Below are 22319 nucleotides of genomic sequence, written 5' to 3'. Positions count from 1 at the left end.
TCATCCTAGACTTGAAATCACCGAGTCGCAATCCTGCGCCTTCGAGGTTATTTGGCTAGAACCACCACCGCTCGACCCGGGCCTCACTCTCGCGCCTCCCGGCCGCCGCGGCGACAAAAGAAAATCTACGTCACCCACACCCCACCCCACAAATCCACCATGCAACCCGGGCGTGTCGCGGGTCCGCTTGGCGCCTCCCGGAAGCGCAACAGGCCCGGTGAAACGCGAAATCCGGCCGGCATCAGCCGACCGGATCCGCGAGCGGCCGGGTGAGGGTCAGTTCACCTCGTCGGGGTGGGCGCTCACGCGCCCCTCGCGTTCGAGCGCGGTGATGGCCTGCATCTCGGCCTCGCCGAGCTCGAAGTCGAAGACGTCGAAGTTCTCCGCCATGCGCGCGCGGCTGCCCGACTTGGGGAAGACGATGTGCCCTCGCTGCAGATGCCAGCGGATCACGACCTGCGCCGGCGACTTGCCGTGCGCCGCCGCCGCGTCGGCGACCTCGGGCAGCTCGAAGAGCGGGTACTTGCCCTGGCCGAGCGGGCCCCACGCCTCGATGGCGATGCCGTGCTGCTCGGCGAAGGCGGCCGTCGCCGGCTGCTGGTGCGCCGGGTGCAGCTCGATCTGGTCGACCGCGGGCACCACGTCGCTCTCGGCGAGCAGCCGCTCGAGGTGGGGGACGAGGAAGTTCGAGACGCCGATCGAGCGCACCCGGCCCGAGTCGCGCAGCTCCTCGAACGCGTGCCACGTCTCGACGTACCGGTCGCGCGCCGGGCTCGGCCAGTGGATCAGGTAGAGGTCGACGTAGTCGAGCCCGAGGCGCTCGAGGCTCGCGTCGAACGCGTCGTGCACCGACTGCGTGCCCTGGTCGTCGTTCCAGAGCTTGGTGGTCACGTAGAGCTGCTCGCGCGGGATGCCCGACGCGGCGATCGCCCGGCCGACCCCCTCCTCGTTGCCGTAGATGCGGGCGGTGTCGAGGTGCCGGTAGCCGACCTCGAGCGCGTCGGTCACGATCCGTTCGGTCTCGGCCGGATCGACCTTGAACACCCCGAAGCCGAGCTGCGGGATCGAGTGGCCGTCATTGAGCTGGATGCGGGGAACCGTCATGCCCGCCATCCCATCACGCGGCCGCGGCGCGGCGACAGGGTGGTTCGCTCCCCGCGAATCGCACGCACGTGGAGCGACACGAAGGGGGCGCCGCGGAGGACGCCGTCCTACGATGGAGGGCTGATGACCTCGCCGATCCCGATCCCTGCGATCACCTACCCCGCCGAACTGCCCGTCTCCGCGCAGCGCGAGGAGATCGCGCGCGCGCTCGAGGCGCACCAGGTCGTCATCGTCGCGGGCGCCACCGGATCGGGCAAGACCACCCAGCTGCCGAAGATCTGCCTCGAGCTCGGGCGCACCTCGATCGCGCACACCCAGCCCAGGCGCATCGCGGCCCGCACCATCGCCGAGCGCATCTCAGAGGAGCTCGAGGTCGAGCTCGGCGGGCTCGTCGGCTACCAGGTCCGGTTCACCGACCAGGTGAGCGAGGCGACCCGCATCAAGGTGATGACCGACGGCATCCTGCTCAACGAGATCCACCGCGATCGCGAGCTGCGCCGCTACGACACGATCATCATCGACGAGGCGCACGAGCGCAGCCTCAACATCGACTTCCTGCTCGGCTACCTGAAGCGCCTCCTCCCCCGCCGCCCCGACCTCAAGGTGATCGTCACGAGCGCGACGATCGACCCCGAGAGCTTCGCGAGGCACTTCGCGGATGCCTCGGGCGCGCCCGCGCCCGTCATCGAGGTCTCGGGGCGCACCTACCCCGTCGAGGTCCGCTACCGCCCGCTGATCGCCGAGGCGTCGGGCGACACCGGCGAGGACGCCGACGACGAGGGCGCCGCCGCGGAGGACAAGGACGTGCAGCGGGGCATCCTCGACGCCCTCGACGAACTCGACCGCGAATCCCGCGGCGACGTGCTCGTCTTCCTCTCCGGCGAGGGCGAGATCCGCGACGCCGAGCAGGCGGTGCGCGGGCACTACGCGACCGCCGGCGGGCGCGGCGGCGAGACCGAGGTGCTGCCGCTCTACGGCCGGCTCTCCTCGGCCGACCAGCACCGGGTGTTCGAGCCGTCGAAGGTCGCCGGGCTCCGGCGCCGCGTCGTGCTCGCGACGAACGTGGCCGAGACGAGCCTCACGGTGCCCGGCATCCGCTACGTCGTCGACGCGGGCACGGCCCGCATCAGCCGGTACTCGGTGCGGTCGAAGGTGCAGCGCCTGCCGATCGAGGCGATCTCGCAGGCCTCGGCGAACCAGCGCTCGGGCCGCTCGGGCCGCACGAGCGACGGCATCGCGATCCGCCTGTACTCCGAGGACGACTTCGCGCGCCGGCCCGAGTTCACCGACCCCGAGATCCTGCGCACGAACCTCGCCGCGGTCATCCTGCAGATGGCCTCGCTCGGGCTCGGCCCGATCGAGGAGTTCCCGTTCCTCACGCCGCCCGACAGCCGCGGCATCCGCGACGGCGTCGACCTGCTGCGCGAGCTCGGCGCCCTCGAGGGCGGCACCTCGAGTGAGGGTCCGAAGCTCACGAAGGTCGGCCGGCAACTCTCTCGCCTGCCCATCGAGCCGCGCTTCGCGCGCATGGTGCTCGAGTCGAAGGCGCAGGACGTCTCGCGCGAGGTGCTCGCGATCGTCGCCGGCCTCACCGTGCAGGACCCGCGCGAGCGCCCGCTCGACCGCCGCGAGCAGGCCGACGGCTTCCATGCACGATTCGTCGACCCGACCAGCGACTTCCTGACGCTGCTGAACCTCTGGAACCACCTCGAGCAGAAGCAGCGCGAGCTCTCGGGCAGCGCGTTCCGGCGCATGTGCCGGTCGGAGTTCCTGAACTACCTGCGTGTGCGGGAGTGGCAGGACCTCTACCGCCAGCTCCTGCGCCTCGCGAAGCCGCTCGGCCTGCAGGTCGCGCGCGAGGCATCCGAGCCCAACCCCGACGGTGTTCACAAGGCGCTGCTCTCGGGGCTGCTCTCGCAGCTCGGCCTCCGCGACGACTCGAAGACCGGCTCAGGCCGCGGCGGCGCGGGCGCCGCCCGCGAGGCCGAGCGCCGCGGCCGCCGCCCGCAGTCCGAGTTCCTCGGCGCCCGCAACACCCGCTTCGTGGTGTTCCCCGGCTCGGCGCTCGCGAAGAAGCCGCCGGCCGCGCTCATGAGCGCCGAGCTCGTCGAGACCAGCCGGCTGTTCGCCCGCACCAACGCGGCGATCGACCCCGCCTGGGCCGAGCCGCTCGCGGGCTCGCTCGTGAAGCGCAGCCACAGCGAGCCGCACTGGGAGAAGCGCCAGGGCTCCGCGGTCGCCTACGAGAAGGTCACGCTCTACGGCGTGCCGATCATCGAGCGCCGGCGCATCCAGCTCGCCCGCATCGACGCGCCCTACGCGCGCGAGCTCTTCATCCGCCACGCGCTCGTCGAGGGCGACTGGCCGAACGAGACCCGGCGCGACCCGCTGTTCGAGTTCGACCGGCGCAACCGCCGCCTGCGCGCCGAGCTCGAGGCGGTCGAGGAACGCAGCCGGCGGCGCGACATCCTCTTCGACGACGAGGCCGTCTACGACTTCTACGACGCGCGGATCCCGGCCGACGTGACCTCGACGAGGCTCTTCGAGACCTGGTGGCGCGAGGCGAAGAAGCTCGACCAGGGCCTGCTCACGATGACGGCCGAGACGCTCGCGCCCGACGACGCACCGGCGATCGACGACGAGGCGTTCCCGCCGACGTGGCAGCAGGACGACCAGACGCTGACGCTCCGCTACCGCTTCGAGCCCGGGGCATCCGACGACGGGGTGACGGTGCAGGTGCCGCTCGTGCTGCTCGCGCGCCTTCGGCCCGAGGGCTTCGACCGGCAGGTGCCCGGCCTCCGCACCGAGCTCGTGACCGCGATGATCAAGGCGCTGCCGAAGGTGATCCGGCGCAACGTCGTGCCCGCGGCCGACTGGGCGGCGAAGATCGTCGCCGAGCTCGACGGGCAGGATGCCACGGCGCAGACCTCGTTCGCCGACGAGGTCGCCGGCGTCATCAAGCGACTGACCCACACGCCCGTCACCGGCGCCGACTTCGCGATGGACCGCATCCCGCCGCACCTGCAGATGTCGTTCAGGGTCGTCGAGGGGCGCGGCAAGCAGCTCGCCGTCGGCAAGGACCTCCGCGCGCTCCAGGCCCAGCTCTCCGACCGGGCGCGCGACGCGATCGCGGGCACCTTCGCGGCCGGCGGCTCGGGCGACCAGCGTCGGCGCGGGCCTCGAGCCGTCGACGTCGCGGCCGGACAGGGCCCGGTCACGCCCTCGGCGCTCGGCGGCGGTGCCGGCGGCGCCGGGATCGAGCGCAGCGGCCTCACGAAGTGGGACTTCCCCGAGCTCCCGCGCCACGTCGACACCGACGTGGGCGGCAACCGCGTGCGCGCCTACCCCGCGCTCGTCGACGACGGCGACACCGTGAGCATCCGCCTCCTCGCGACCCCCGAGGACCAGGCGGCCGCGATGCCCGGGGGCATCCGACGGCTGCTCATGCTCGCGACGCCGTCGCCGGTGAACTACGTGCAGCAGCACCTCACCGGCAACGAGAAGCTCGTGCTCGCCACGAGCCCCTATGCGAACACCGCGGCGCTGTTCGCCGACTGCCTCGTCGCGTGCGTCGACGACGTGCTCTACCGGGTGAAGGACGACGGCATGCTCTTCACCAAGCTCGAGTTCGACACCGTGCGCGACCGCATCTCCGGCGTCGTCATGAACACGATGTTCGAGACGGTGTCGCTCGTCGCGAGCACCCTCGTGGCACTGCGCACCGCCGAGAAGGCGGTGAAGTCGGCCACGAGCCTGGCGCTGCTGCCGGCGCTCGGCGACGCGCGCGCGCAGCTCGACGGGCTCGTGTTCCCCGGCTACGTCTCGCGCACCGGCCTCGAGCGACTGCGGCACCTGCCGCGCTACCTCGAGGGCGTGACGATGCGCGTCGGCAAGCTCGAGCAGAACCCGGGCCGCGACCGGGTCTGGATGAACGAGGTGCAGGCGGCGCTCGGGCGCTTCGCCGACGCCGGCGGCACCATCCCGCTCGCGCCCCGCGCGCCCGCGAACCTCGTTCGGGCGCGGTGGCTCATCGAGGAGCTGCGGATCAGCCTCTTCGCGCAGGAGCTGCGGGCCGCCGAGAGCGTGTCGCTGCAGCGCATCACGAAGGTGCTCGCCGCGAAGGGGTGAGCTGGCCTCGACCCCTCTCCGGCGCCCGCTGCCCGACCACCGGTCCGGGCGGGAACGCCGAAGGCGGGCGCCCCCGGGGGCACCCGCCTTCGCGAAGCGGTCGCTACGCGCCGATGAGCCGTGCCGCGAGGAAGCCCTCGAGCTCGGCGAGCGGCACGCGCTGCTGCTCCATGGTGTCGCGGTCGCGCACCGTCACGGCGTCGTCGTCGAGCGAGTCGAAGTCGACCGTGATGCAGAACGGGGTGCCGATCTCGTCCTGGCGGCGGTAGCGGCGGCCGATCGCGCCGGCGTCGTCGAAGTCGACGTTCCAGTGCTGGCGCAGCGACGCGGCGACCTCGCGGGCGAGCGGCGAGAGCTTCTCGTTGCGGCTGAGCGGCAGCACCGCGGCCTTGACCGGCGACAGGCGCGGGTCGAGCTTCAGCACGGTGCGGGTGTCGACGCCGCCCTTCGCGTTCGGCACCTCCTCGACGTGGTACGCGTCGACGAGGAACGCCATGAGCGAGCGGGTGAGGCCGGCCGCGGGCTCGATCACGTAGGGGATCCAGCGCTCGTTCTTCGACTGGTCGAAGTAGCTGAGCTCCTTGCCGGAGTGCTCGGAGTGCGTCGAGAGGTCGAAGTCGGTGCGGTTCGCGACGCCCTCGAGCTCGCCCCACTCGCCGCCGGTGAAGCCGAAGCGGTACTCGATGTCGACGGTGCGCTTCGAGTAGTGCGAGAGCTTCTCTTGAGGGTGCTCGAAGAGGCGCAGGTTCTCGGGGTCGACACCGAGGTCGATGTACCAGTTCCAGCGGTAGTCGAGCCAGTACTGGAACCACTCGTCGTCGGTGCCGGGCTCGACGAAGAACTCGAGCTCCATCTGCTCGAACTCGCGGGTGCGGAAGATGAAGTTGCCCGGCGTGATCTCGTTGCGGAACGACTTGCCGATCTGGCCGATGCCGAACGGGGGCTTCATGCGCGCGGCCTGCAGCACGTTCGCGAAGTTGGTGAAGATGCCCTGCGCCGTCTCGGGGCGAAGGTAGTGCATGCCGCTCTCGTCCTGCACGGGGCCGAGGTAGGTCTGCAGCATCATGTTGAAGTCGCGGGGCGGGGTCCACTGGCCGCGGGTGCCGCAGTTCGGGCAGGCGATGTCGCCCATGCCGTTCTCGGGGGCGCGGCCCTTCTTCTCCTCGTAGGCCTCGAGCAGGTGGTCCTCGCGGAAGCGCTTGTGGCAGTGGAGGCACTCGACGAGCGGGTCGGTGAAGACGCCGACGTGGCCAGAGGCGACCCAGACCTGCTTCGGCAGGATGACGCTCGAGTCGAGGCCGACGACGTCGTCGCGGCGGGTGACCATGTAGCGCCACCACTGCCGCTTGATGTTCTCCTTCAGCTCGACGCCGAGGGGGCCGTAGTCCCATGCGGAGCGGGATCCGCCGTAGATCTCGCCGGCCTGGAAGACGAAGCCGCGGTGCTGGGCGAGGGCGATGACGGAATCGAGTCGGCTGGGTGCGGCCACGGTGGCTCCAATGGTTGCAGGTTGCAGGGGGCGAAACGCCCGAGAGGGGATCGGAGTCCATCCTACGAAATCCCGCAGCGGTCCGGGCGCCCCGCCGACCGCCCGCCGGGGCAGGGCGGGAGCACGCCCGGTCGCCGTCAGCCGGCGTCGCGAAGCGAGTCCGGTCCGATCTCCGCGACCGACCGGTGGCCCGCCAGCCCCATCGTGAGATCCAGCTCGGCGACGTGGTTGCGCACGACCTCGCGCACGCCGTCGGTTCCGGCGACCGCGAGCCCGTACGCGTAGGGCCGGCCGATGCCCACGGCGGTCGCGCCCAGCGCGAGGGCGGTGAAGGCGTCGGCCCCGCCGCGCACCCCGCTGTCGAGGATCACGGGGACCCGCCCGCCGACCCGCTCGACCACGCCGGGCAGCGCATCGAGCGTCGCGACGGACCGGTCGATCTGGCGACCGCCGTGATTCGACACGACGACTCCGTCGACGCCGTGGTCGAGCGCCTGCGCCGCGTCGTCGGGATGCACGACGCCCTTGAGCAGCACCGGCAGCGACGTCCACTCGCGCAGCTTCGCGAGCGACGCCCACGTGAGCGACGGGTCGCTGAACACGTCGAGGAAGGTCTCGACGGCGGCCCTCGGCAACGGCGAGCGCAGCGCCTCCCTCACGCCGCCGTCGACGAGCCTCGTGTGCGCGCTCGAACGGGCGATCGAGACGGCCGAGGCGAGCAGGGTCGGGGTGACCTTCGGCCGGGCGGCCGCACCGCCCGCACCCTCCGCACGGGCGACCCGCTCGCGCACGAGCTCGGCGAACACCGGGTCGCTCGTGTACTGCGCGATGCCCTGCCCCCTGGTGAACGGCAGGAACGCGGCGTCGAGGTCGCGCGTCCGCCATCCGAGCAGGTGCGTGTCGAGGGTGACGACGATCGCCTCGCAGCCGGCCGCCTCCGCGCGGCGCACGAACGACGCGTTGAGCTCGTCGGAGGCGCTCCAGTACAGCTGGAACCATCGCGACCGCGAGCCCATCGCCGCAGCGACCTCCTCCATCGGGCGAGACGCCTGGTTCGAGAGCACGTAGGGCACGTCGAGCGCCGCCGCCGCACGGCCGACCGCGACGTCGGCGTCGGGGTGGGCCAGTTCGGCGACCCCGATCGGCGAGAGGACGAACGGCGTGGCCCGGCGACGCCCGAGCAGCTCGATCGACAGGTCGCGGGTCGAGACGTCGCGCAGCACCCGCGGCCAGATCTGCCGTCGCGCGAACGCCGCACGGTTCGCGGCCATCGTGGCCTCGGCGCCGGCCCCGCCCGCCAGGTACGCGAAGGCCTCGGCCGACACGGCCTTGCGTGCGGCGCGTTCGAGCTCGTCGACGTCGACGGGCACCTTCGGCCGGATGCCGGAGAGCCCTGCCCGGTACACCTCGGACTGGGTGGCGCGCCCGTACCCGCGGTCGTCGTCGGCCATCTCGTCGCTCCTTCGCGATCGTCGGTGCTCTGCACGTGCGAGCCAGCGTAGCGGGCCGCCTAGGGTGGGAACGATGCCTCTCCCCGACCTCCTCGTCTCGGCCATCGCGCTCGTGCGCGACCGTCGGGTGCTCATGGTGACCGCGCGCGACCGCGAGGTCTACTACATGCCCGGCGGGAAGATCGACCCCGGCGAGACCGCCGCGGAGGCCGCCGCCCGCGAGGCGTTCGAGGAGGTCGCGCTCGAGCTCGACCCCGAGGCCCTCGACGAGCTGTTCGAGGTCGTCACGCAGGCGCACGGCGAGCCCGACGGCCGCCTCGTGCGCATGCGCGTCTTCCGGGCCGAGACGGATGCCTCGCCGCAGGCCTCGGCCGAGGTGGGCTCCCTGCACTGGGTGACCACGAGCGAGCTCGACCGCTGCCCGCCGGCCGGCGCCGAAGTGCTGCGCCGCCTCGCGGCATCCGGCGTCATCGACTGACCCCGCCCTAGACTGCGGTCATGTCGCAGACCCGCGAGTTCCGCCGCGGCGAGGACGTGGTCGTCATCCACGACTCGGGCCGGCCCGACGGGCCGCACTACGTGCTCGTGCACGGGCTCGGCATGGCGCACGACTACTGGGCGGAGCTCGCCGTCGTGCTCGAGGCGGACGGCCGCGTGCACGCCCTCGACCTTCCCGGCTTCGGCGACGCCCCCGAGCCGCGCGAACCGCTGAGCATGCCCGCGGCGGGCGAGCTCCTCGCCGAGCTCCTCGTCGCCGAGGGCTTCGACCGGGTGGTGCTCGTGGGCCACTCGACGGGGGCGCAGGTCGTCTCGGAGACGGCGGCGAAGCATCCCGAACTGGTCGACCGCGTCGTGCTCATCGCCCCGACCGTCAATCCCCGCGAGCGCACCCTCGCGAAGCAGACGATGCGCTTCCTGCAGGACATCGCCCTCGTCCACCCGAAGGCCCTCTGGTACGGCGTCTCGCTCTACGCGAAGGCGGGACCCGCCTGGTACGCGGCGAACCTGCGGCCGATGCTCGACCACCGCATCGAGCTCGTGCTCCCCGAGGTCACGGCGCCGACGCTCGTCATCAGGGGCGAGCACGATCGCGTCGTGCCGCGCGACTGGGCCGAGGAGGTCGCCCGGCTCGTGCCCGACGGGCGCTACGCCGAGGTGCCGGGGCGCGGGCACGAGACCATGATCAGGGCCGGTCGCCGCGTCGGCGAGCTGATCGTGCGGCACGCGCGGGCGCTCCCGGCGGGCCGCCCGGTCGCGCTCGTCGAACCGCCGCCCGAGGGCCGGCCGCTCGGGGTGCCCGCCGCGCTCGGCGCGATGGCGCGCGACTACGCCTACGCCGGGGTGCGCCAGCTCGCCTGGCTCGGCGCCCGGCACGAGCCGCGCGCCTGGCGCAGGGGCGAGCCCGGCAAGCCCCAGGTCGTGCTGCTGCCGGGCGTGTACGAGCACTGGTCGTTCATGCGGCCGCTCGGCGACGCCCTCAACGCCGAGGGCCATCGCGTCGTCGTCGTGCACGGCATGCGCGCGAACCGGCGCCCGATCGCCGAGACCGCCGCCCGCGTCGCGAAGGCCCTCGCGCGCTCGGCTCCCCCGCCCGCCGGTCGCGTGATCGTGGCGCACAGCAAGGGCGGGCTCATCGGCAAGCACGTGCTCATCGACGACGAGGGCGAGCTGCTCGGCATCCGCGGGGTGGTGGCGATCTGCACCCCGTTCGCGGGCGCGCGCCGAGCCCGGCTGTTCGGCGATCCGAGCATCAGGGCGCTCCTGCCGAGCGACGCGACGATCGTGATGCTCGAGGACGCGGCCTCCGTGAACGCGCGCATCGTGTCGATCTTCGGCACCTTCGACCCGCACGTGCCCGACGGCAGCGCGCTCGAGGGCGCGACGAACCTGCAGGTGCCCGTCGCCGGCCACTTCCGGGTGCTCGCGGCGCCCGAGACCTCCGCCGCGGTGCTCGCGGGCATCGGCCTGCTCACCGCCGTCGGCTGAGCGCGCGGCGGCGCGCCGGCGCACGCCCCGGTCGCGTCCCGGCCCGCTGGCACGCCGGCCGGCCACGACTCCGGCGATCGCCACGGTCTCGGCTCGATCGGGCCGAATCGGCCCGACGCAGTGGCGATCTCCGAAAATGCGGTGGGCTACAGCTCGTCGAAGGGCACGGCGTAGCGGAATGCGCCGACGGACGACGAACCTCCGAGCCGGATCGCCTGGAAGTACGCACCCCACGCGGGCTCGGGCGGCGCGACCCCGAGCTCGGTGCTCGTCACGAAGCCGAACCGGCCGTAGTACGCGGGGTCGCCGAGCAGCGCGACGAGCCCCTCGCCCCGCGCCTCGGCCAGCCGCAGGGTCTCGCGCACGAGCGCCGAGCCGACGCCGAGGCGCTGGACGCCGGGGGCGACCCCGATCGGGCCGAGGCCGAGCGCCGGCTCGTCGCCGAGCCATCCGCGGGTCGTGATGCAGTAGCCGACGACCGTGCCGTCGCGCTCGGCCACGAGCGCGAGCTCGGGGATGAACTCGGCCGAGCCGAGCAGCGCCGTGTTCAGCACCACCTCCACCGGCGGCGAGGCGGCGGGCGAGCCGTCGGGCTGCGGCCCGGAGAACGCCTCGGCGAGCAATCCGGCGACGACCTCGTGATCGTCATCGCGGAGCGCCCTGATGCGCATCTCCTGCTCGTCCACGTTCAGTGCACGAACTCCAGCAGGTCGAGGCCGACCTGGCGCATGCCGTCGAGCACCGCGAGCCGCGACGAGAGCATCGTGTCGGCGTAGTACATCGACACCGCGTAGGCGACGCTCGCGCGCGGGCCGCGCAGCACGCCCACCTCGCTGCGCACGCCGCCGTCGGTGCCGGTCTTGTTCATGAGCAGCAGGCCGTGGTCGGGCGATCGGTGCGCGAGCGGGTCGAGGCCGAAGGCCGACGCCACCATCGAGAAGTCGGCGTTCAGCGAGAGCCAGCCGACCACCCGCTGCGACACCTCGGGCGAGACGATCTCGCCGCGGGCCAGCGAGGCGAAGAGCCAGGTCAGCTCCTTCGCCGAGCCGATCGAGAGCTGCGGGGCGTCGTCGGGGCCGCGATGGTCGCGCACGAGGTCGAGGAGCGCCGTACGGGTGAGCCCGAGCGTCTCGGTGCGGGCGCGCACCGCCTCGAGGCCGATGTGGCGGATCAGCACGTTCGTCGCGAGGTTGTCGCTCGTCGCCCCGATGAGCGCGGCGAGGTCGGCGATCGGCAGCGACGGCGACTGGAGGTGCTGCCAGATGCCCGAGTCGCCGACGGCGTCGCGCGGGGCCCGGTCGAGCACGGTGAACGACTCGGCGCTCGCGCCGACGAGCCGCGAGGCGACCTCGACGAGCAGCAGCACCTTGCCGATCGACGCCGTCGGCATCACGACGTGGTCGTCGACGGAGAAGAGCACCTTGCCGGTCGCGAGGTCGGTCGCACGAGCCGACACCTGCACCCCGGCGAGCGCGAGCTCCCCGAGTGCGGCGAAGCCGCGTGCGAAGTTCTCGTTGGGCTCCTCCGTGCGGTGCTTGCCCTTGCGCAGGTCGGCATGACGTGCACGTCGCTCGGATCCCTGCGACGACGTCACCACGGTGCTTGCACGCTCTTCCTCAGACGGTCGGCGCTCCCCCACCGCGGGCTGCGGCGCGCACGAGTTGTTCGGATACTCGGACTTCGGATCGGTGATTACCAGATCGTCACCCGCTCGGCAGGGTCGAGCCAGAGGGCGTCGTCGGCAGTCACTCCGAAGCCAGTGTAGAACTCATCGATGTTGCGGACGATCTGGTTGCACCGGAACTCGTTCGGCGAGTGCGGGTCGATCGCGAGCAGGCGCACGACCTCCTCGTCGCGGCCCTTCATCTGCCAGGCCTGCGCCCACGACAGGAAGAAGCGCTGCGCCGGCGTGAGCCCGTCGATCACGGGCGACTGCTCGACGCTCCCGCCCTGCGACAGCACGTACGCCTTCCACGCGATGGCGAGCCCGCCGAGGTCGCCGATGTTCTCGCCGATCGTGAGGGCGCCGTTGACGTGCGGCTCGTCGTCGGAAGCATCCGTCGTCTGCAGCTGCGCCGGGACGAGCGCGTCGTACTGCGCGATGAGCGCCTTCGTGCGCTCCTCGAACGCCGCACGGTCGTCGGCCGTCCACCAGTCGGTGAGGCGCCCGTCGCCGTCGTACTTCGAGCCCTGGTCGTCGAAGCCGTGGCCGATCTCGTGCCCGATGACGGCCCCGATCGCGCCGTAGTTGGCGGCGGCGTCACGGCCGGCGTCGAAGAACGGGTACTGCAGGATCGCCGCGGGGAAGACGATCTCGTTGAAGCCCGGGTTGTAGTACGCGTTGATCGTCTGCGGCGTCATGAACCACTCGTCGCGGTCGATCGGCCTGCCGATCTTGCCGAGCTCGCGGTTGAACTCGAACTCGGCGGTCGCGCGCACGTTGGCGACGAGGTCGTCGGCCGAGATCTCGAGGGCCGAGTAGTCGCGCCACTTCACGGGGTAGCCGATCTTCGGCGTGAACTTCTCGAGCTTGTCGAGGGCCTTCGCCTTCGTCTCCTCGCCCATCCACTCGAGCGCCTCGATCGACTGGCGGTAGGCGAGCACGAGGTTCGCGACGAGCTCGTCCATCGCCTCCTTCGCGGCGGGCGGGAAGTGCCGCTCGACGTAGATGCGGCCGACCGCCTCGCCCATCGCGCCCTCGACGAGCGAGACGCCGCGCTTCCACCGCTCGCGCATCTGCGGGGTGCCGGTGAGCGTGCGGCCGTAGAAGTCGAAGTTCGCCTCGACGAGGTCGCTCGAGAGGTAGGCGGCGTTCGAGCGCACGACCTGCCAGGCGAGCCAGTCGCGCCACGCCGGGATGCGCTCCTCGGTGAGGAGCGCGCCGAGCCCGGCGAGGAACGAGGGCTGGCGCACCACGAGCTCGTCGAACGCGCCGGCGGGCACGCCCATCGCGTCGCGCCAGATCTCGAGGTCGACGGATGCCTCGTCGACGACGCCCTGCCAGGGCTTCAGGTTGTAGGTCTTCTCGCTGTCGCGCGACTCGACGTTGTTCCAGTGCACGGCCGCGATGGCCGACTCGAGCTCGAAGACCCGGGCCGCGCGCTCGGCCGGCTCGTCGAGCTGCGCGAGCCGGAGCATCCGCTCGAGGTGCGAACGGTACGCCTCGCGGACGCCCTCGAAGCGCTCCTCGCGGAAGTAGCTCTCGTCGGGGAGGCCGATGCCGCCCTGCTCGACGAAGACGAGGTAGCGCTCGGGGTCGCCCGGGTCGTTGTCGACGTAGAGCTGGGCGAAGCCCGCGATGCCCTGGCGCTCGAGGCGGCCGAGGGTCTCGAGCAGGCTCGGCACCGAGCCCACGAGCGAGACGTCGACGAGCTGGCCGGCGATGGGCGTGACGCCCAGGAGCTCGGCGCGCTCCTCGTTCATGAAGCTCGAGAAGAGGTCGCCGACCTTGCGCGCCTCCGTGCCCGGCTCGGCCTCCTGCGACTCGTGGATGATGTCGCGCACCGCCTGCTCGGCCTCTTCGTGCAGTTCGATGAAGGAGCCGAAGCGCGCCTTGTCGGCCGGGATCTCGGTGCGCTCGATCCATGCGCCGTTCACGTGGCGGAAGAGGTCGTCCTGCGGACGCACCGCCGCATCGAGTTCGTCCTGCTTGATTCCGGAGGGGAGCGCGACGTCGGTCATCCCCCCAGCCTAAGCCGGGTCGAACGTGCTTGGATGTTCCCGACATGAACACGCTGCTCAACATCATCTGGCTCGTGCTCTCCGGCATCTGGCTCTTCCTCGGCTACGTGGTCGCCGGCGTCGTGATGTGCGTCCTCATCGTGACGATCCCGTGGGGCATCGCCTCGTTCCGCATCGCGGGGTACGCGCTCTGGCCCTTCGGCCGCACCGTCGTGCAGAAGCCGACCTCGGGCGCGTGGTCGTTCATCGGCAACGTCATCTGGGTGATCCTCGCCGGCTGGTGGCTCGCCCTCGAGCACCTCGTCGCCGGGGTCCTGCTCTGCATCACGATCATCGGCATCCCCCTCGGCATCGCCAACTTCAAGCTCGTGCCCGTCTCGCTCGCGCCGCTCGGCAAGGAGATCGTCGACGCGTAGGCGGCCCGGCGGCCGCGCCTAGGCTTCAAGGGACATGAGCAGCACCGAGACGCCCTCGCCCCGTACCGTCGACCGGGACATCCTTCGCCTCGCCGTGCCCGCGCTCGGCGCGCTCATCGCCGAGCCCCTGTTCCTGCTCGCCGACACCGCGATGGTCGGCCACCTCGGCGCGACCCCGCTCGCCGGCCTGGGGCTCGCGAGCGCGGTGCTGCAGACGATCATCGGCCTCATGGTGTTCCTCGCCTACGCGACGACTCCCGCGGTCGCCCGCAGGGTGGGCACGGGCGACCTCCGCGGCGCGGTCGCCGCGGGCATCGACGGGCTCTGGCTCGCGCTCGGCATCGGCGCCGTGCTCGCCGTCGCCGGGTGGTTCGCGGCGCCCTGGCTCGTCTCGCTCTTCGGGGCGACGAGCGAGGTGGCGGCCGAGGCATCCGTCTACCTCTCGATCTCGATGGCCGGGCTGCCGGCGATGCTCGTCGTGTTCGCCGCGACCGGCCTGCTGCGCGGCCTGCAGGACACGCGCACCCCGCTCTGGGTCGCGGGCATCGGCTTCGCGGTCAACATCGTGCTGAACTACCTGTTCATCTACGTCGCCGGCTGGGGCATCGCCGGCTCGGCCGTCGGCACCGTCGTCGCCCAGTGGGGCATGGTCGCGGTCTACCTCGTCGTCGTCGCCCGGCACGCGGCGCGCGCCGGTGCGAGCCCCTGGCCCCACCACGCCGGCGTGCTGCGGGGTGCCGTCTCGGGCGGCTGGCTGCTGCTGCGCACGGCGAGCCTGCGCGTCGCGCTGCTGCTCGCGACGTGGGCCGCGACCTCGCTCGGATCGAACGAGCTGGCGGCGTTCCAGGTCGCGATGACGATCTACTTCACGCTCGGCTTCGCCCTCGACGCGCTCGCGATCGCCGCGCAGGCGCTCATCGGCCGCGGGCTCGGCGTCGGCGACGTCGTCGTGGTGCGGCGCATCCTGCGGCGCTGCGTCGAGTGGGGCATCGGCGCCGGCGCGGTGCTCGGCGCGATCCTCGTCGCGACGGCGTGGGTGCTGCCCGGCCTCTTCACGAGCTCCGCCGAGGTGGCCGCCCTGCTGCCGCCCGCGCTCGTGGTGCTGGGCCTCTCGGCGCCGCTCGGCGGCCTCGTCTTCGTGCTCGACGGCGTGCTCATCGGCGCCGGCGACGCCCGCTACCTGGCCTGGACGGGGCTCGTGAACCTCGCCGCCTTCGTGCCGCTCGCGCTCGGCGTCGTCGCGATCGCTCCGCCCGGGGCGGCGGGTCCGGCCTGGCTCATGGCGGCGTTCGCGATCGGCTACCTCGCCGCCCGCGCCGTCACCCTCGGGCTGCGGGCGCGCGGCGACCGCTGGATGATCACCGGCGCGCCCGACTGAGCGGCAGCCGGGCGCACCGGGGCGCGGTGCGCCGGCCTGCGGTGCCGCAGGCCGCGCCGCCTCAGGCCGCGACGCCTCCGAGCCACTCGCGCGGCGCCGACGAGCGCCGCCACCCCGGCCTCGAGCGTGGGCTCGATCACCGGCGCGAAGTACGGGGAGTGGTTCGAGGGCAGGTCGTCGGGCAGCCGGCCCGCGGCGAGCGCGACGGGGTCGAAGCGCGCGGGATCGAAGCCACCGAGGAGCCAGTAGACGAGCGGCGCGCCCGCCGCGGTCGCGAGCACCCCGACGTCCTCGCTGCCCGAGACGACGCCCGGATCGAACACGCGGTCGTCGCCGAGCGCCCCGCGCAGTGCGGCGGCCGTGCGCGCGGAGGCCGCCGGCTCGTTGACCGTCAGCGGGAAGCGCTCCTCGAAGACGAGCTCGGGCTCGCGCGGTGCACCCGATGCGGCCGCCTCGCCCTTCGCGATGCGCTCGATCGCGGCCACGACCTTCTCGCGCACCGACTCGTCGAAGGTGCGCACGCTGAGGCCCAGCTTCGCCTCCGCCGGGATGATGTTGTTCTTCGTGCCGGCGTGCAGCTGCCCGACGGTCACGACGGCCGAGTCGGTCGCGGCGATCTCGCGCGCGACGATGCCCTGGAGGCGCACGGTGATCGCGGCGGCGAGGAGCACGGGGTCGACGGTCGCCTCGGGCCGCGAACCGTGCCCGCCGGTGCCGTGCACGAGCACCGAGAGCGAGTCGGCCGCGGCCATCGCGGGGCCGGGGCGGAGGCCCACGAAGCCGGCGGGCAGCGGAGCGACGTGCTGGCCGAGGACGACGTCGGGCTTCGGCACGCGGTCGTAGAGCCCGTCGGCGACCATCGCCTCGGCGCCGCCGCCCTGCTCCTCGGCGGGCTGGAAGAGCACGACGAGCGTGCCCGACCAGTCGGCGCGGTCGGCCGCGAGGCGTTCGGCCGCCCCGAGCAGGCACGTCACGTGCACGTCGTGCCCGCAGGCGTGCATCACGGGCACGTCGTTGCCCTCGAGGTCGGTCGATCGCGCCGTGCTCGCGTACGGCAGCCCGGTGGCCTCGAGCACCGGAAGGCCGTCCATGTCGGCGCGCAGCAGCACCGTCGGCCCGTCGCCGTTCGCGAGCACCCCGGTCACTCCGGTGCCGCCGATGCCCGTCGTGACCTCGTAGCCGAGCGGTCCCAGCGCCTCGGCGACGATGCCGGCGGTGCGATGCTCCTGGAACGAGAGCTCGGGGTTGGCGTGCAGGTCGCGGTAGACGGCGGCGAGGTCGAGTGACATGCCGCCAGCCTAGGTCGGCGCCGCCGGTTCTCCGCGGAGGACCCGGACTCAGGGCGCGGGTGCGGCCGTCGTGTCGCCGACGTGGAGCGTGCTCGTGAAGCACACCGACTCGGGCTCCTCGCCCGCGAGCAGCCGCACGACCGCCTCGCCGGCCGCCCGCCCCTTCGCGACGGAGGGCTGCGCGAGGGTGGTCAGGTCGTGCTGGAGGCCGTCGACCCGGATGCCGTCGAATCCGAGCACGCTGAGCTCGGCGGGCACGGCGATGCCGTACTCCTCCGCGGCGCGGATGACGCCGGCCGCGAGCAGGTCGCTCTGCGCGATGACCGCGGTCGGCCGGGTGGCGGGGTCGGCGAGCACGGCGCGGCCGGCCTCGAGGCCCTCCTCGATCGAGCTCGCTCCGGCGACCTGCACGGGCGCGTCGGGGAACACCTCCCGTGCTCCGGCGAGACGCTCGCGGGTCGTCGCCGCGGTGCCCGCGCGCTCGAGCTCGGGGGTGAGCGCGCCGCGCGTGCGCGCCGCGTCGAAGGGCAGGGTCACGAGGGCGACCCGGGTGTGCCCGAGCTCGCGCAGGTACTCGGCCCCGCGACGGGTCGCCTGCCGGTTGTCGATCGAGATCTCGGGGATGCCGTCGCCGGTGGCCCCCTCGATCGCGACGGCCGGGATGCCCCGTCGTCGGAGTGCGTCGACCGACTCGGCCAGGCGCGGGCTGCACCCGATGAGCACGACGGCGTCGACGGGCGCGCTCTCGATGCTCACCGCGTTGTCGCCGGGTTCGCCCGTGTCGGTGAGCAGGAGGAGCCCGGCGCCGAGCGGCGCGATGCCCTCCGTGATGCCGTCGAGCATCTGGATCTTCACCGGGTCGAGGAAGGCCGCGCGCACGCGCTCCTCGAGGACGACCCCGACGATGCCCGAGCGGCCGCGGCGCAGCGACCGGGCGCGCGGGTCGGGGCCGCCGTAGCCGAGCTCAGCGGCGGCGTCGAGCACGCGCTGCTTCGTGGCATCCGACACCGGGCCGGAGCCGCTGAACGCGAGCGACGCCGTCGATGCCGAGACGCCGGCGTGCGCGGCGACGTCGGCGAGCGTCGGGCGGGAGACTGCATCGGGCTGCATGCGCCCGATTCTAGGCCGAATCGATTCGAGGTGGCCCCTCCCCGTGCGGGTCACGTCCGCTCGGCGATCTCCTTCACCTTGGCGACGAGCGAGTCCCACATGCCCTTCGAGTGCTCGGCCGCCTCGGCGGTCGGGTTGTTGTCCTGGGTGAGCGTCAGCACGGTCGCCCGGCCGTCCTCCTCGAGCGTCCAGGTCAGGGTGTGGTGATGCTCGGGCACGTCGGCCTCGCCGCTGAGCGGGCTGAAGTGCGTGTGGACGAGCCGCCGCGGGGCGTCCATCTCGAGCAGGGTGCCGTGATCCTCGTACGGCTCGCCCTTCCACACGCCTCGCCAGCGGATCGGCCCGCCGACCGACCACTCGGTCACGAGCTCGGTGCCGAACATGAACTCCCGCGCGGCCTCGGGGTCGGTGATGACCGCCCAGACGCGCTCGCGCGGGGCGTCGATCGCGACGGTCGAGGTCGCCTCGTATCCGCTGCCCATGGCCCATCCCCCTCACCGCGCGTCGCCGTCGGCGCGCGTTCGCGGTCTCGCCTCAGGCTACGCCTCAGGCAGCGGCGACCGCCTCGCGCGCCTCGGTGAACGCGGCGACGCAGCGGCGGATCTCGTCCTCGGTGTGCGCCGCGGAGAGCTGCACGCGGATGCGGGCGGCGCCCTTCGGCACGACGGGGTACGAGAACGCCGTGACGAAGACGCCGCGCTGCTGGAGGGCGTCGGCGATGCGTGCGGTGAGCGCGGCGTCGCCGAACATGACCGGCACGATCGCGTGCTCGCCGGGCAGCAGCTCGAAGCCCGCGGCGTCCATGAGCTCGCGGAACAGCGCCGCGTTCGCGTTGAGGCGCGTGCGCAGCTCGCCGGACGACGCCAGCAGCGACAGCGCCTCGATCGTGCCCGCGACGATCGCGGGGGCGAGCGTGTTCGAGAAGAGGTAGGGGCGCGCCCGCTGGCGGAGGAGGTCGACGATCTCCTGGCGCGCGGCGACGTACCCGCCGGATGCCCCGCCGAGCGCCTTGCCGAAGGTGCCGGTCGTGATGTCGACCCGGCCCTCGACGCCGCAGTACTCGGGGGTGCCGCGGCCGTTCGCGCCGACGAAGCCGACCGCGTGCGAGTCGTCGACGAAGACGAGCGCGTCGTAGCGCTCGGCGAGGTCGCAGATCTCCTGGAGGGGGGCGATGTAGCCGTCCATCGAGAACACGCCGTCGGTGACGACGACCTTGCGGCGGGCGCCCGACGCCTCCTGCAGCTTCGCCTCGAGGTCGCCCATGTCGCGGTTCTTGTAGCGGAACCGCTGCGCCTTCGAGAGGCGGATGCCGTCGATGATCGAGGCGTGGTTGAGCTCGTCGGAGATGATCGCGTCGTCGGCGCCGAACAGGGTCTCGAAGACACCGCCGTTGGCGTCGAAGCACGACGAGAAGAGGATGGTGTCGTCGTAGCCGAGGAACTCCGACACGCGACGCTCGAGCTCGAGGTGCAGCTCCTGCGTGCCGCAGATGAACCGCACGCTCGCGAGGCCGTAGCCCCACTCGTCGAGCCCGCGGTGCGCGGCCGCGACGATGCGCGAGTCGTTCGCGAGGCCGAGGTAGTTGTTGGCGCAGAAGTTCAGCACCTCGCGGCCGGCGACCTCGATCTCCGAGGACTGCGGGCCGTGGATGCCGCGCTCGCGCTTGGTGAGGCCCGCGGACTCGATCTCGTCGAGCTCGGCTCGCAGCTGCGCCTTCACGTCTCCGAACATGTTCAGACCTCCGTCCAGTCGAGGATGACCTTGCCCACGCCGCCCGAGGCGGCCACGTCGAACGCCTCGCGCCAGTCGCGCGCCGCGTAGCGGTCGCTGATGATGGATGCCACGCGCCCGCGCAGCTCGGAACTGGTCTGCAGCATCGCGCTCATCGAGTTCCACGTCTCGAACATCTCGCGACCGTAGATGCCCTTGAGCGTCAGCATGTGCGTGACGACCTTGCCCCAGTCGATGGGGAACTCCTGGGCGGGCAGGCCCAGCATCGCGATGCGGCCGCCGTGGTTCATGTTCTCGATCATCTCGGGCAGCGCCTTCGGCGCCCCGCTCATCTCGAAGCCGACGTCGAAGCCCTCGCGCATCCCGAGCCGGGCCTGCGCCTCGCGCACCCGCTCCTTCGAGACGTCGACGACGTCGTCGGCGCCCATCTGCCTGGCGAGCTCGAGACGCGCCGGCGACACGTCGGAGGCCACGATGAAGCGCGCGCCGACGTGGCGGGCGACCGCGATCGACATGAGCCCGATCGGGCCGCAGCCCGTCACGAGCACGTCCTCGCCGACGACCGAGAACGCGAGGGCCGTGTGCACGGCGTTGCCGAACGGGTCGAAGATCGCGCCGACCTCGGGGTCGACGGGCGAGTGGTGCACCCACACGTTCTCGCCGGGGATCACGATGTACTCGGCGAACGCGCCGTCGCGGTGCAGGCCCACGCCGAGCGTGCGGATGCACATCTGGCGACGGCCCGCGCGGCAGTTGCGGCACATGCCGCAGACGATGTGGCCCTCACCCGACACCTTGTCGCCGACCGAGACGTCGTGCACGAGCGGACCGACCTCGACGACCTCGCCGTAGAACTCGTGCCCAGCGATGAGCGGCGTCGCGATGTTCGACGCGGCCCAGTCGTCCCACTTCTCGATGTGCAGGTCGGTGCCGCAGATGCCGGTGCGGAGCACCCGGATCTTCACGTCTGCGGGACCGGGCGCGGGCTCGGGGCGTTCGACGAACTCGAAACCGGCGCCGGGCGCGGACTTGTACAGGGCCTTCATCGCAGGGTGACTCCATTGTTCGGCGCACGAACCGCTGGGTGCGGCGGCTCATGCGAGAGGTCCGGTGGGTGCGCCGGATGACTCAGCCATCGTACCGGCGCGAGGTGGATTGTTTCGGGGCGGGGGCGGGTCAGTCGGTCGGCCGGCCGCCGCCTGCCGGCCGCCCGCCGCAGTTTCGGAGATCTGCAGAACTTCGGACGCGGTTCGCGGATCCGGTCCGAAGTCGTGGCGATCTCCGAGGACGCGGCGAGCGGGGTCGGGCGACCGAGCCAGCCGGCCCGCCCGCCCGGCGGGTCAGGCGACGACGGGCTCGACCTGGCCGGCCTCGAAGTACGCGACGAGGCCGTCGTCGAGCTGCGGCACCTCGAGCGTGCCGGTCTCGCCGCGAAGCGACTCGGTCGCCCGGATGCCGACGGCGACCGCCTCGCGTGCGGCGACGGGCGAGGTCTCCGTGAGCCCGCCGTCGCGCACGAAGCGCAGGAACTCGGCGACGAGCAGCGCGTCGGCGCCGTCGTGCCCGACGTCCTCGGGCGACTCGGGCACGATGAAGGTCTCGTCGGCGGGGGCGGCCCCGTGGTGACGGCGGTTCCAGAGGCCGACCTCGGAGCCCGAGACGTCCCCGAAGTTCTCGATGCGGCCCTCGGTGCCGATGACCGTGTAGTTGCGCCAGTAGTCGGGCGTGAAGTGGCACTGCTGGTAGCTCGCGAGCACGCCGTTGCCGAGGCGCATGTTCACCATCGAGATGTCCTCGACGTCGATCACCGGGTTGAGGCCGGTCTGCGCGGTCGGCGGCCAGTTGTCGAGGCTGAACCAGTCGCGCATGCGCTCGCCCGAGCGGTCGCGGCGGTCGTCGATGTCGCCGTAGACGCTGAGCGAGCCCATCGCCTGCACCTCGGTCGTGTAGGCGCCCGCGAGCCAGTGGATGACGTCGAGGTCGTGCGCGCCCTTCTGCAGCAGGAGGCCCGTCGTCTTCTCGCGCTCGGCGTGCCAGTCCTTGAAGTAGTAGTCGCCGCCGTTGCCGACGAAGTGACGGCACCAGACCGCCTTGACCTCGCCGATGCGCCCCTCGAGGATGAGCCGGCGCATGAGCAGCACGACCGACATGTGCCGCATGTTGTGGCCGACGTAGAGACGGGTGCCCGTGCGGCGGGCCGTCTCGAGGATCGCATCGGCGTCCTCGACGGTCACGGCGAGGGGCTTCTCGCAGAAGACGGGCACGCCCGCCTCGAGCGCCGCGATCGCGACGGGAGCGTGCTGGTGGTCGGGGGTGAGCACCATGACGGCGTCGATCCCGCTCGCGAGCAGCTCGTCGAGCGAGTCGGTGACGGATGCCTCGGGCAGGGCCGCGCGCGCCTCGGCGCGCGAGCGCTCGGAGAGGTCGCAGACGGCCGTCACGCGCGAGCCGCGGCCGGGGCGATGCGCCTCGTTCACGAGGGTCGAGCGCGCGCCGAAGCCGACGATGCCGATGTTCAGATCCACGGGGTGGTGCTCCTTCAGGTGTTCCGCGTGC

Annotated in this window: 17 protein-coding genes; 5 read left to right on the top strand and 12 right to left on the bottom strand. The window is 72.4% G+C overall.

All coding sequences use genetic code 11. The features are described 5' to 3' along the window. Positions 1-276: 276 nt before the first annotated feature. The gene (locus tag ACFVSL_RS13755; protein WP_386941529.1) at positions 277-1104 is read right to left on the bottom strand and encodes an aldo/keto reductase; all 828 of its coding nucleotides are present in this window, start codon (positions 1102-1104) and stop codon (positions 277-279) included. 123 nt (positions 1105-1227) lie between these two features. Here ACFVSL_RS13755 and hrpA point away from each other — a divergent pair, with 123 nt between their 5' ends. Beyond that, positions 1228-5232 (top strand): ATP-dependent RNA helicase HrpA, encoded by a 4005-nt coding sequence (hrpA, locus tag ACFVSL_RS13750; RefSeq protein WP_386941528.1) that lies wholly within the window; start codon positions 1228-1230, stop codon positions 5230-5232. A 103-nt stretch (positions 5233-5335) separates the two neighbouring features. On the opposite strand, the gene ACFVSL_RS13745 is transcribed toward hrpA, so the two are convergent. Then, positions 5336-6721, bottom strand: coding sequence for a glycine--tRNA ligase (locus ACFVSL_RS13745; protein WP_386941527.1), 1386 nt, complete (start codon positions 6719-6721; stop codon positions 5336-5338). Positions 6722-6858: 137 nt separating this feature from the next. Beyond that, entirely contained in the window at positions 6859-8172 is a 1314-nt protein-coding gene (locus ACFVSL_RS13740) for an alpha-hydroxy-acid oxidizing protein (RefSeq protein ID WP_386941526.1), read from the bottom strand. A 73-nt stretch (positions 8173-8245) separates the two neighbouring features. On the opposite strand from ACFVSL_RS13740, the gene ACFVSL_RS13735 reads away from it, so the two are divergent. Together ACFVSL_RS13735 and ACFVSL_RS13730 are read left to right on the top strand one after the other, a co-directional pair. Further along, positions 8246-8650: an NUDIX domain-containing protein gene (locus ACFVSL_RS13735; RefSeq protein WP_386941525.1), complete on the top strand. Its 405-nt coding sequence runs from the start codon at positions 8246-8248 to the stop codon at positions 8648-8650. A 20-nt stretch (positions 8651-8670) separates the two neighbouring features. Further along, the gene (locus tag ACFVSL_RS13730) at positions 8671-10158 is read left to right on the top strand and encodes an alpha/beta fold hydrolase (protein WP_386941524.1); all 1488 of its coding nucleotides are present in this window, start codon (positions 8671-8673) and stop codon (positions 10156-10158) included. Positions 10159-10304: 146 nt separating this feature from the next. Here ACFVSL_RS13730 and ACFVSL_RS13725 read toward each other — a convergent pair whose 3' ends face one another. The 3 genes from ACFVSL_RS13725 to ACFVSL_RS13715 form a co-directional block, all read right to left on the bottom strand. After that, entirely contained in the window at positions 10305-10844 is a 540-nt protein-coding gene (locus tag ACFVSL_RS13725; RefSeq protein ID WP_386941523.1) for a GNAT family N-acetyltransferase, read from the bottom strand. Between the two features lie 2 nt (positions 10845-10846). Then, entirely contained in the window at positions 10847-11752 is a 906-nt protein-coding gene (locus tag ACFVSL_RS13720; RefSeq protein WP_386941522.1) for a serine hydrolase, read from the bottom strand. A gap of 98 nt (positions 11753-11850) precedes the next feature. Next, on the bottom strand, positions 11851-13839 hold the full coding sequence (locus ACFVSL_RS13715) for a M13 family metallopeptidase (protein ID WP_386941521.1): 1989 nt from the start codon (positions 13837-13839) through the stop codon (positions 11851-11853). 44 nt (positions 13840-13883) lie between these two features. Between ACFVSL_RS13715 and ACFVSL_RS13710 the strand changes: the two genes are divergently transcribed. Next, positions 13884-14255: a YccF domain-containing protein gene (locus ACFVSL_RS13710; RefSeq protein ID WP_386941520.1), complete on the top strand. Its 372-nt coding sequence runs from the start codon at positions 13884-13886 to the stop codon at positions 14253-14255. A gap of 34 nt (positions 14256-14289) precedes the next feature. Beyond that, on the top strand, positions 14290-15633 hold the full coding sequence (locus ACFVSL_RS13705) for an MATE family efflux transporter (RefSeq protein WP_386941519.1): 1344 nt from the start codon (positions 14290-14292) through the stop codon (positions 15631-15633). Here ACFVSL_RS13705 and ACFVSL_RS13700 read toward each other — a convergent pair. The 6 genes from ACFVSL_RS13700 to ACFVSL_RS13675 form a co-directional block, all read right to left on the bottom strand. Continuing rightward, on the bottom strand, positions 15555-16922 hold the full coding sequence (locus ACFVSL_RS13700) for an amidohydrolase (RefSeq protein WP_386941518.1): 1368 nt from the start codon (positions 16920-16922) through the stop codon (positions 15555-15557). The genes ACFVSL_RS13705 and ACFVSL_RS13700 overlap by 79 nt on opposite strands. A 48-nt stretch (positions 16923-16970) precedes the next feature. Then, a complete protein-coding gene (locus tag ACFVSL_RS13695; protein ID WP_386941517.1) occupies positions 16971-18032 on the bottom strand; it encodes a LacI family DNA-binding transcriptional regulator in 1062 nt (353 codons plus the stop codon). Between the two features lie 50 nt (positions 18033-18082). Further along, positions 18083-18514: an SRPBCC domain-containing protein gene (locus tag ACFVSL_RS13690; RefSeq protein WP_386941516.1), complete on the bottom strand. Its 432-nt coding sequence runs from the start codon at positions 18512-18514 to the stop codon at positions 18083-18085. A gap of 64 nt (positions 18515-18578) precedes the next feature. After that, positions 18579-19763: a glycine C-acetyltransferase gene (locus ACFVSL_RS13685; protein ID WP_386941515.1), complete on the bottom strand. Its 1185-nt coding sequence runs from the start codon at positions 19761-19763 to the stop codon at positions 18579-18581. Positions 19764-19765: 2 nt separating this feature from the next. Continuing rightward, positions 19766-20809 (bottom strand): L-threonine 3-dehydrogenase, encoded by a 1044-nt coding sequence (gene tdh / locus ACFVSL_RS13680; RefSeq protein ID WP_386941514.1) that lies wholly within the window; start codon positions 20807-20809, stop codon positions 19766-19768. Positions 20810-21103: 294 nt separating this feature from the next. Next, complete coding sequence (locus ACFVSL_RS13675; protein ID WP_386941513.1) at positions 21104-22288, bottom strand: Gfo/Idh/MocA family protein; 1185 nt, start codon at positions 22286-22288, stop codon at positions 21104-21106. Between the last annotated feature and the right edge of the window lie 31 nt (positions 22289-22319).

The sequence above is a fragment of the Agromyces sp. NPDC058064 genome (assembly GCF_042885275.1).
GTDB lineage: Bacteria > Actinomycetota > Actinomycetes > Actinomycetales > Microbacteriaceae > Agromyces.
Note: the sequence above shows the minus strand (reverse complement) of the source record. Positions and strands in the feature narration are given on the sequence as shown.